Here is a 9,466-nt window from a genome sequence, read left to right on the forward strand (position 1 = left end):
ATTGTGAGTTTTTATTTAGAGAAGGAAATACTCTCGAAAAAGATCAAGTAGTTACATTATTAGGTTTTTTAAAACAAATGGATATTTATATTAAATAGTAATGGTAATTTTGTTATTAGAAACAGAATAATGTATTTAGAAATAAAGGTGTATTACTGAAGTGTATGGTTAACTATTAGATAAGGAATAATGAAAAAGATTTTTCACTTTGAAAATCGTTTATAAAGTAGAATTATTTATTGTTTTTAACAAGGAAACAATATGAGTATAATTTATACGCAATTAAAATAGTTCAAGGAAAATAAAATGGATAGGATATAGTAATGAATAAATTAATTATATACGGTGTGTTTTTATCCTCGTTTTTCTTTATAGTAGGTAATAGATTTAATAACACATATATATACCCTTCTGGGATATTATGCTTTATGTATATTGCATATACTTTGTTAAATTTATTAAAGGTAGGAAGTTTAAGAGTTAATTTACCGAAAAGGGAATTGACCCTGATATTATTTCTAATAACATATATGTTATTTACCTTTTTTATAGGTTTATACATAGGATTAGAAAATAAATCAATATATAAGGTGTTTTTTGATAATTTATATATATTTACTTTTATACTTATGCTTACTACCTTCTCATGGACAGATGATTTTTCTATTAGATTGTCTAAGATGGTGAGCTATTCATTTATAGCTATGGGATTAATAGGTATTTTTCTATATATAAAAGGAATCTATGGGCTGAGCATCAGATTCAGTTCACCATATTTTACTGTTTTTGACGAAAATACAATGATGCAATATTTTAGTGAAGTTAGATTTCAATCAGTTTTTTCACAAAAAACGAAATATGCATTTTATTGTTTAACAGGAATGTTTATGCTTAAAACCAATTCTCGTTTAGATGTAAAAATACGCTGGATAGGAATAATTATATTAGCTATTAACGTTATTTTGACAAATTCAATAATGTCCCTTGGTGCGATGGTCGTATTAATGGTAACATTTATTGAGTATAAGAAAATTAATAAATATTTTAGATACCTTATTGTTCTTGTTACGATTTTAGGAGCAATTATATGTAGTTTGATAGTATTTAATTACACTGCAGACGTGCGGGATTTAAGTAGCTGGGGATCCAGGAAGTATATTTGGGAAGGTGCATTGGATTTACTACGGCAACATCCTAATGGTGTAATAGATAACTGGTATTTATACAAAATAAATATTTATTTCCAAGGTGCACATAATGTATTTTTAAATGAATTTCTTGATTATGGAATTATAGGAGGAGGATTATTCTTAATAATCTATTGTCTTATTTTCTATAATTTATTTAAGATTAGCAAAGAAACAATTGGATTCTTTTTAGTCACTACAATATTATTTATGGTGGATAATCTATTATATTGGGAGATTGTCCCTATTTTTTGGTTATCTTATTTAATAGTTAAAATTAATTTAACAGATAATTGCCCGCGTCAAATGTAGGGATTTTAAAAAATTTAATAATGATTTTTATACTAAAAGGTAGCAAAAATAATTCATTGCTACCTTTTAGTATAATTGAAAATTTGTAAGGGATTTCAAGAGGTATATAAATATGAAAAAAATGTTACTTATTCCAAAGGGGCAGTATGGATATAATACGGACTATTTAAAAATGGTGAATTATTTATCGAAACATAACGTCCATGTTGATATTTTGTGTTTTGATAATAATCGTTTGAGAGTAAATCTCCCGGAAAATGTTAATGTTAAATACGTTAATATTAGTAAAAATAGAATAATAAATTATCTGAAATACAATATAGAGATAATTAAATTCATTTTAAAGAATAGAAAAGCATATAACTGGATTATCATTAGTGGAACAATAGAATACTGCGGGTGTATTCCTCTGTTATTGAGAAAATTCACCTCAAAAGCAAATTGGATCATGGATATTCGAACTGGAGCGGTGTTTTCCAGTGAAAAGAAAAGGCATTTTTATGATAATGCTATGAAATGGTCTACTAAGTTCTTTGACCATATAACAGTTATTTCAGATTTATTGGCGAAAAAATTAAAAATATCTAAATATACATTATTACCCTTAGGCGCAGATCGTATTGTGGATATTAGGGAGAAAAAAGTAAACAAAGAGAAAATAAAATTTCTTTATGTAGGAACTTTTGAAAATAGAAATATTGAAAATGTTATTAAAGCATATGATATTTTTTGTACAAAAACCGACAATCGAATTCAAACTAGCTTGGATGTAGTTGGTTCTGCATACACGGAAAAGTATCAGCAAAGAGTTATGGAAGCAATAGAGAATGTTAAAAATAAGGGTAATATTCAATATCATGGTAGAAAAAATCATGATGAAATAATAAACCTTTTTAAGGAAGCTACGGTAGGTTTCTCTTATGTCCCCATTACGGATTATTATGATGTACAACCTCCTACTAAAACATATGAATATATTATTAATGGAATAGTATGTATAGGAACCAATACAAAAGCTAATGCAGAAATTATTAATGATAGGAATGGGATACTGATTAATGAGGACATTAATAGTATTGTTGAAGGAATAGAAAAAGTCTCTAAAGAAATTTGTAAATATGATATTTTACAGTTGTCGCAAACAGTGGAAAATTGTGAGTGGGACAAAATAGAGTATCGATTTCATGAGTTTTTAAAGGGAATAGATGTAAAATAATGGATTGGAAATAGAGGTTCACGTAGATGTGGTAATCTATTCAATAATTTATTATGGTTAGTAAAGGTATTTCCCTTTAAATGGAAATTAATTCTATAAGGTTGGTTGAAGACAATGAAAAATATATTATTTGTAATCCCTTATTTAGGTGGGGGGGGAGCAGAGAGAGTACTAATAGATTTAATAAATACATTAAATAAAAAAAATATATATAATATAACAATTTTTACAATTGGTAGTGGTATATTAGATGATCAATTAGATAAAGAAGTAAGACATGTGAAATTATTTAATGTAGATTTAGCTAACCAAGATATAATATCAAAAATTAAAATAAGATTAATTCTTAAATTGCTTAAGATTTTAAGTCCATCTAAAATGAGAAAGTTTATTAATATTTTTTTAAAAGAATCATTTGATATTGAAGTAGCTTTTTTAGAAGGATTCCCTATAAAATTTGTATCACAAAGTTCTGCAATGAAAATAGGTTGGATTCATACAGATTTGAAGAGATTTAATTATTGTAGAGCTTATTTTAAAAATAAAATTAATGAATCGGATACTTATTCAAGTATGAATAAATTAATTTTTGTTTCGGAAACATCTAAGATAGGTTACTTGGAGTATTTTGAGGGAATTAGAAACCAAGATAATTTATATGTATTAAAAAATATATTAAATATAGAAAGAATTATGTCCTTATCTGAAGAGGAAATTGAATTTGATTTTAAATATATTTGTAGTGTAGGCAGATTGAGTGAGGAAAAAGGATTCGACCGTTTAATTGAAAGTTATTGTAAATTAAAAAAGGAAGGAGAAATTGGAGATCTTAAACTGCTAATCATAGGTAGCGGAAAAGATGAAAATAAGCTGAAAGAACTTGCTAGAAAGTTAAAATTAGAAGAATATATTATGTTTGTACCATTTAGTAAAAACCCATATAAGTATATTAAAAACAGTGAATTTTTTGTTTCATCTTCTAGGGTGGAGGGCTATCCTACAGTTGTTTTAGAAGCATTAGTACTGAAAAAGATAGTTGTTGCTACAGATACAGGGGCTTCTAGTATTTTGAATAATGGGGAGTTTGGATTAGTAGTTCCAAATAATACTGATGGACTAATAAAAGGAATTAAAGAAGTAATGGATAAGAATTCTGTATATGCTAAGAAGGCGTTGTGGGGAGAAAAGATGGTATTGAATGAGAATAAGGAGAAATTAGAAAAGATTATAGAAGTAATTAACGATTGTAAAATGTAATAGTAGTTAATAAAAGTACGCTAGAAAAACTTCATATGGGGAGTCTAATATGATTTCAAAGATAAAACGAAAAATTAAAAGAAAATTAGGTTTTAGAAGTAGTTATGAAGAAATTTTAGGAGATTTAGAGAAAAGGGGACTGAAGATAGGCAAAAATTTCGCATTTAATGATGGTTGTATAATAGATCCTAGTCATTGTTGGAAAATAAGCATAGGAGATAATGTTACATTGGCTCCCAATGTTCATATTTTGGCACATGATGCAAGTACGAAGTTTTATTTAGATTATGTTAAAGTTGGACTTGTTAAAATCGGAAATGAAGTATTTATAGGAGCAGGTACTATTATACTTCCTAATGTTGAAATAGGGGATAATGTAATAATAGGAGCAGGAAGTGTAGTTAATAAGGATATCCCATCTAATACAGTGGTTGCTGGAAATCCTGCTAAATCGATTGGTAAAACAAGTGAATACATTACCAAGCAGAAAAAAAGAATGGAAGAAAGTCATTTGTTTGATGAAAGTTATACTTTAGGTGGTAATATTACTAAAGAAAAAAAGGAAGAAATGAGAAGAATATTACAAAATGGTATGGGATTTTTAAAGTAAAGATTAATTTAGTATGCTGGAATTATAGGAGGAAAATCCTTGAAAAAGATTTTGTTTGTTATTGGACAACTGGGAGCAGGTGGGGCAGAGAGAGTTCTAGTGGATGTTGCAAATAATTTATCAAGGAATAGAGATTATTCTGTGACTGTTTTTACCTTTTGTAAAAATAAATTAGATAACCAACTTGCAGAAAAAGTAAAGCATGTTAGTTTATTTAATATAAGTGCCAGTTCAAGAAAAATTAGTGATAGAATTTTAAATAGGTTTATCATAATTAATTTTTTTAAGTTATGCCAAAAGATTGATGCAAATTATATAAGAAAAATAATGAGTTATCGTTTAAAAGAAAATTATGATGTTGAGATTGGATTCGTTGAAGGGCTGCCTATTAAAATATCTTCTTCTTTAGATCATATTAAATCTAGAAAACATATAGGATGGATTCATACAGATTTAAGTAGACACAACCATGCTGAAAACTTTTTTAAAAACCATTCAATAGAAACAGAAATATACGATAGTTTGGATAATATGGTTTTTGTATCAGAACAATCGGAAAAAGGCTATAATGCATACTTTAATAGAAAACATAATGGTAGTGCTGTTATTCCAAATTTCATAGATTGTGAACGTATTAAAACATTAGCTGAAGAAAAATGCGAACTAAGTTTTAAATATATTTGTTCTGTTGGAAGATTAGTGAAAGAAAAGGGATTTGATAGATTAATCAAAGCATATGCGATCTTAAGAAAAAAGGATAAGATTAAGGAATTTAAATTAGTTATAATTGGTAGTGGTTATGAGGAAAATAAATTAAAACAATTAGCAGCCGACCTAGGGATTGAGGAAGATGTTATATTTATACCCTTTGTAGAAAACCCATATAAGTATATTAAAAATAGTGAGTTTTTTATATCTTCATCGAGGGTTGAAGGGTATTCCTTAGTTGTAGCAGAAGCAATTCTTTTAGAAGTCCCAGTGGTATCAACAAGGACTGGAACAGTTAGCATACTTGGTGAAAGTGAGTACGGTTTAATTGTAGATAACACAACAGAAGGTATTATTGAAGGGGTAAAGAAGTTAGCCAGCGATATTCATTCCTTCAAATATAGGGCGAGTAAAGGAAGTAAAGAAGTTGAAACAATTAATCGAGAAAACATGAAAAAAATAATTTCTTTAATTGAGAACTAAGTGCAGAAAATATTAAACATGAGAGATGTGTCATAAATCATGAGTAGCTTAACTAGAAATACAATTTATAGTTTTCTAAATCAGATAGTATTATTAGTTATACCATTTATAACTTTTCCTTATATTTCAAGGGTTTTAGGACCAGGTTATTATGGCAGTATTAACTATGCGACTAGTATAGTCGCTATTTTTGCTGTATTTGCAGGAACTGGATTAGTTGGGCATGCGACGCGTGAAATTGCGGTAGTAAAAGATGATAAAGAAAAGTTGGGGGCTAAATTTCAAGAACTGTTCATTATACAATTGGCATTAACAGTTTGTATGTTTTGCTTATATGGAGTTTTTTTATCTAACCTTTCGGGGATAAATGGTGAATTTTTAATTTTCCTTATTACCGGATTAACAATGTTAACAAATTTATTTACTTTTCAATGGTTTTTTGTAGGGATAGAAGAGTTTAAGTATATTACAACGCGAGATGTTGTAATCAAAATTATTTTTGTCATTTGTGTGTTTATGTTTGTTAATGAAAAAGAAGATTATCTAATATATGTATTACTAAATTTAGGTAGTTTTATTTTGACTGCTTTATTAAATAGTTGTTATTTAATAAAGTTTATTGAAATAAAAAAAAGAAACTTATCATTTTCTTTACACTTAAGGCCAGTTTTTTTAGCACTTATAATATCATTTGTTAGTACAACCACATTACAATTAAATTCTATTTTGTTAGGGAGTATTGCTGCAAAAGAAAATTTAGGTCTTTATAATGTTGGTATAAAAATGACTACAATGCTAGTTGCGATTGTTTCAAATGCATTTGCAGTACTATTGCCAAGGCTTAGTTATTTAAATAGTAATAATGATCATGGCTCACAAAGGAAAATCTTGAATAAAACAGGTCACTTCTTAGGGATTATTTCAATACCGGCGTGTATCGGTTTTATGTTATACTCTAATATTATAATAAAGATTCTTTTTGGAACAGAGTATATGGGAGCGATTGTGGTTTCACAAATTACTTCCCTATGTCTAATAATAATGCCATTAGTAGCGATTTATGCATACTATTTATATTCTACGGGTAGAGAACGCATTTCTATATATGCAATGCTATTAGCATTGGTAATTAATCTAGTTGCCAATATCACCTTAACAACAAAATATCTTATTGTAGGTGCAGCCATTACATTCGTATTAACTGAGTTATCTAAGTTAATATTTTATTCTTTGTGGTTAAGAAGGACAGGTGTAAAATTTAATCTATTTTCAATGAATTACCTTTCATATTGTCTAATAGCTACTATAGCGGTAGTATTGCCGTATTTAATGTTTAAGCCTGAGAGTATTTTTGTAGGTATATTTATTATGTTAGGTAGCATAATTTTTTATTTTATTATGCTGGGGATAGTAAAAGACAAATATTTTATAGATATGATTCAAATAATTAAAAGTATGTTAATACGTAAGAAGGGACAATGATATTCCAAATTATTAGGATTGACTAGTTGAATAGATAATTGATAAATTAAAATATGAAATAAATTATAAGAATATAAAGAAGGTATAAAATATGAAAAAGAAAATTATATTTTGGATTCTAGGTATTGTTGGTGTTCTTATCGTTGCAGGTGGTGCATATGCATATAGCGTTTATTCTAATGTGTCTAATACTTTAGATGCGGTGCATAAACCACTAGAACGTGATAAGTCTGAAAAACGTGATCAAAAAGTAGATGTTGCAGATAAAAAGCCTATTTCTATTTTATTAATGGGAACAGATCAAAGAGAAAGTGAAACATCAAGATCTGATTCATTGATGTTATTTACTTTGAATCCTCAAAAAAAATCAATGAAGATTACAAGCATTCCCCGTGACACTTATACAGAAATCATTGGTAAAGGTAAAAAAGATAAGATTAATCATGCTTATGCCTTTGGTGGTATTGATATGGCTGTAAAAACAACGGAGAATTTTCTTAATGTACCAGTCGATCATTACATTGAAGTGAATATGGCTGGTTTTAAAGATATTGTGGATGCTGTTGGTGGCGTTGATGTAAATAACGATTTAGATTTTACATCAAGGGACACACACTTTGCTAAAGGTGAAATTCATTTAGATGGTGAAAAAGCTTTAAAATATACTCGTATGCGTTATGAAGATCCACGCGGTGACTTCGGTCGTCAAATGCGCCAGCGTCAAGTTATTCAAGCTGTAATTAAAAAGGGCGCAAGTGTATCTTCTCTAGCAAGTTACGGTGATGTATTAAAAGCAATTGAGAAAAACGTAAAAACAAGTTTAACGCAAGATCAAATGTTTGATATTCAAAAGAATTATAAAGATTGCATGCAGAATAGTGAAGAGATTCAAATCCCAGGTGACGGCCACAAAGCCGCCGACGGTATTTGGTACTATTATGTTCCAGATGCAGCAAAACAAGATTTAACAAATAAATTAAAAGCGCATCTTGAATTAACTAAGTAATATGTAACAACCCAACTCCTTTGGAAGGAGTTGGGTTTATTTTTGCGTGAATTTATATTAGTATTATATATTGTGAGATTAATAGATGAGGTGAATCGATGAATAAGAAAGCGGTACTTGTCCTTGTTATTTTTGTATTGTTTGTCGCTTCGATTGTGAGCGGTAAATTGTATTGGAATAAGAAGATTGCGAATGCAACAGGGCAAACGAGTGAAGTAACGAAAACAAAGGCTGAAGTGAAAGATAGCAAGGCAAAGAAAGAAGAGAAAAAAGAAGAGAAAAAACAAGATGCGAAGTCATCTTTTAATGAAGTATACGCGAAAAACTTGCCAGATGCAGTGAAAGAGAAGTTAAAGAAAGCTGCTGAGGATAAAAAGGCAGTAAATCTTGTTATTGTTGGTGATGAAGCTTCTTCATCTGAAAAAAGTGCTTGGGCAGCTAAGTTAACAACTAATTTAGAAACTGCTTACGGTAAAGGTTTATGGAATGTGACTGTAAAGGAATATAAGGGTGAAAGCACAGAAGAGTTAATTACGAATAAACGTGATAAAGAGATTGGGAAAGAGAATCCAGATGTGATTTTATTTGAACCACCATTTATTACTGATAATGGTAAAACTGGTAACGGAAACTCTGTTGTGAATACACAGAAGTTCGTTCAGGCACTTTCTACTAGTGCAAAGGGTGCTACGATTATGATTCAACCATCAAATCCAGTGTATGGTGCGAAGAATTATCCGAAATCGATTGAAGCATTAAAACAATTTGCGACGCAAAATAATTATACATATATTGATCATTGGGGAGCATGGCCGGATGCAACAACAAAGGCTATTTTACCGTACTTACAAGAAGAATTTGGTTTCCCAAGTGCTAAAGGTCATGAGGTTTGGGCTCAATATGTAACGGATTATTTCATAGCTAAATAAAATCTGTGAGAAGAAAATCATTTGTTTTAATAAAGGATAAATGATTTTCTTTTTTATTAAGGTTTAATAATATTGGAGGTATAATTATGGCAATACTTGTAACAGGTGGAGCAGGATATATTGGTAGTCATACATGTGTAGAATTACTAAATAGCGGTTACGAAATTATAGTAGTGGATAACCTTTCGAATAGCTCGGTAGAATCTATAAATCGAGTGAAAGAAATAACAGGAAAACAATTTAAGTTTTATAAAGAAGATGTTTTAAATCATGAAG

At 29.0% G+C, this 9,466-nt stretch carries 9 protein-coding genes; all 9 read left to right on the top strand.

What is annotated here, in order from left to right; genetic code table 11:
- Positions 1-323 precede the first annotated feature (323 nt).
- Positions 324-1,499 carry an O-antigen ligase family protein gene (locus tag MR170_RS28635; protein WP_081366380.1) on the top strand — a complete coding sequence of 392 codons (1,176 nt, stop codon included), beginning with the start codon at positions 324-326 and terminating at the stop codon, positions 1,497-1,499.
- 112 nt (positions 1,500-1,611) lie between these two features.
- The gene (locus MR170_RS28640) at positions 1,612-2,715 is read left to right on the top strand and encodes a glycosyltransferase (RefSeq protein ID WP_098975811.1); all 1,104 of its coding nucleotides are present in this window, start codon (positions 1,612-1,614) and stop codon (positions 2,713-2,715) included.
- A 114-nt stretch (positions 2,716-2,829) separates the two neighbouring features.
- The gene (locus tag MR170_RS28645) at positions 2,830-3,972 is read left to right on the top strand and encodes a glycosyltransferase (RefSeq protein ID WP_242310325.1); all 1,143 of its coding nucleotides are present in this window, start codon (positions 2,830-2,832) and stop codon (positions 3,970-3,972) included.
- 49 nt (positions 3,973-4,021) lie between these two features.
- Positions 4,022-4,582 carry an acyltransferase gene (locus MR170_RS28650; protein ID WP_071731466.1) on the top strand — a complete coding sequence of 187 codons (561 nt, stop codon included), beginning with the start codon at positions 4,022-4,024 and terminating at the stop codon, positions 4,580-4,582.
- Between the two features lie 39 nt (positions 4,583-4,621).
- A complete protein-coding gene (locus tag MR170_RS28655) occupies positions 4,622-5,773 on the top strand; it encodes a glycosyltransferase (protein ID WP_098843332.1) in 1,152 nt (383 codons plus the stop codon).
- 39 nt (positions 5,774-5,812) lie between these two features.
- A complete protein-coding gene (locus tag MR170_RS28660; RefSeq protein WP_071731468.1) occupies positions 5,813-7,255 on the top strand; it encodes a flippase in 1,443 nt (480 codons plus the stop codon).
- Positions 7,256-7,346: 91 nt separating this feature from the next.
- Entirely contained in the window at positions 7,347-8,261 is a 915-nt protein-coding gene (tagU, locus tag MR170_RS28665; protein ID WP_017763775.1) for a polyisoprenyl-teichoic acid--peptidoglycan teichoic acid transferase TagU, read from the top strand.
- A gap of 98 nt (positions 8,262-8,359) precedes the next feature.
- Positions 8,360-9,190, top strand: a complete 831-nt coding sequence (locus MR170_RS28670; protein WP_242310327.1) for an SGNH/GDSL hydrolase family protein — start codon at positions 8,360-8,362, stop codon at positions 9,188-9,190.
- 86 nt (positions 9,191-9,276) lie between these two features.
- Positions 9,277-9,466 (top strand): SDR family NAD(P)-dependent oxidoreductase (locus MR170_RS28675; protein WP_242310329.1); only part of this gene is annotated, 190 nt, incomplete at its 3' end.

This window comes from Bacillus cereus group sp. BfR-BA-01524, assembly GCF_022662595.1.
In the GTDB taxonomy this organism is placed as follows: Bacteria; Bacillota; Bacilli; order Bacillales; family Bacillaceae_G; genus Bacillus_A; species Bacillus_A thuringiensis_S.

Bases quoted from the DNA above. Each gene is read 5' to 3' on its own strand.
- MR170_RS28650 (WP_071731466.1), top strand. From the start codon at position 4,022: ATGATTTCAAAGATAAAACGAAAAATTAAAAGAAAATTAGGTTTTAGA.
- MR170_RS28635 (WP_081366380.1), top strand. From the start codon at position 324: ATGAATAAATTAATTATATACGGTGTGTTTTTATCCTCGTTTTTCTTT.
- MR170_RS28660 (WP_071731468.1), top strand. From the start codon at position 5,813: ATGAGTAGCTTAACTAGAAATACAATTTATAGTTTTCTAAATCAGATA.
- MR170_RS28640 (WP_098975811.1), top strand. From the start codon at position 1,612: ATGAAAAAAATGTTACTTATTCCAAAGGGGCAGTATGGATATAATACG.
- tagU (WP_017763775.1), top strand. From the start codon at position 7,347: ATGAAAAAGAAAATTATATTTTGGATTCTAGGTATTGTTGGTGTTCTT.
- MR170_RS28645 (WP_242310325.1), top strand. From the start codon at position 2,830: ATGAAAAATATATTATTTGTAATCCCTTATTTAGGTGGGGGGGGAGCA.
- MR170_RS28670 (WP_242310327.1), top strand. From the start codon at position 8,360: ATGAATAAGAAAGCGGTACTTGTCCTTGTTATTTTTGTATTGTTTGTC.